Source organism: Streptomyces yaizuensis (assembly GCF_034961445.1).
Taxonomy (GTDB): domain Bacteria; phylum Actinomycetota; class Actinomycetes; order Streptomycetales; family Streptomycetaceae; genus Streptomyces; species Streptomyces yaizuensis.
On record NZ_BSBI01000033.1, the window covers coordinates 1 to 1214 of the forward strand.

Annotated in this window: 1 protein-coding gene; it reads right to left on the minus strand. The window is 72.5% G+C overall.

Going from position 1 to position 1214, the window contains the following annotated elements; all coding sequences use genetic code 11:
• On the minus strand, window positions 1–1214 hold a 1214-nt coding region (locus SYYSPA8_RS37055; protein WP_456115175.1), incomplete at both ends, for an nSTAND1 domain-containing NTPase.

Consider the following 1214-nt stretch of genomic DNA (forward strand, 5'->3'; position numbering starts at 1 on the left):
TGGGTGGCGGCGGTGGTGAGGGCGGCGCGGGTTTCGGGGAGGTCGGCGGTGTGGTGGGCGGCGAGGGCGAGGCGCATGGCGGTGGTGGGGTCGCTCTGGCGGAGGGTGGTGGCGAGGGTGGCGATGCGGCGGGCTTCGTCGTGGAGGTTCTGGCGGTCGCGGGCGTGGTTTTCCTGCCAGGCGATGGTGGCGGCGAGGAGGGCGATGGCGGCGATGAGGGTGAGGACGGTGCGCAGGCGGCGGAGGCGTTGGGTGGTGCGTCGGGTGGTGTGGTGTTCGTGGTCGCGGGTGGTGGTGCTGGTGGTGAGGAAGGTGTGTTCGAGGGGGGTGAGGTGGTGGGGGGTGAGGTGTTCCTCGGCCTGGGTGAGGCGGGTGCCGCGGTAGAGGGCGCCGGGGTCGCGGTCGAGGGTGTGCCAGGTGGTGGCGGCGTGGGTGAGGGCGCGGTGGATGTGGAGGCGTTCGCGGGCTTCGTCGGTCCAGCCTCGCAGGCGGGGCCAGGCGGTGAGGAGGGTTTCGTGGGTGAGTTCGAGGGTGTTGTCGTCGAGGGTGACGAGGCGGGCGTGGGTGAGGGTTTCGATGACGGTGCGGGTGTCGGGGGTGGTGTGGAGGGCGGTGAGTTCGGTGGGGGTGAGGGGGCGGCGGGTGTCGGGGGCGTTGGTGTCGCCGGGGGTGATGAGGCGTAGGAGGAGGTGGCGGGTGTGGTCCTGCTGGGTGGGGGTGAGGTGGGTGTAGAGGTGTTCGGCGGTGGTGGCGATGGCCTGGTCGAGGCCGCCGGTTTCTTCGTAGGCGTGGAGGGTGAGGGTGCGGCCGGAGCGGCGGTGCCAGGTTTCGAGGAGGGTGTGGGAGAGGAGGGGGAGGGCGCCGGGGCGGTCGGCGACGGTGTCGACGAGGCGTTGGGTGAGGTCGCGTTCGATGATGAGGCCGGTGGTGGTGGCGGGGCGGACGATGGCGTCGCGGAGTTCGGTGCGGGTCATGGGAGGGACGAGGAGGTGGGCGTCGCGCAGGGCGCCGGCGAGGTCGGGGTGCTCGGCGCAGTGGCGGTAGAAGTCGGCGCGGACCGCGCACAGCACCCGCAGCCGGCTCTCCTCGTTACGGGCGGCCAGGAGCAGGCGCAGGAACCCCTCGCGCTGGTCGGGGTCGCGGCAGAGGGTGAACACCTCCTCGAACTGGTCCACCACCACCAGCACCTCCCCGCTCTCTGCGGTGGGGGTGAG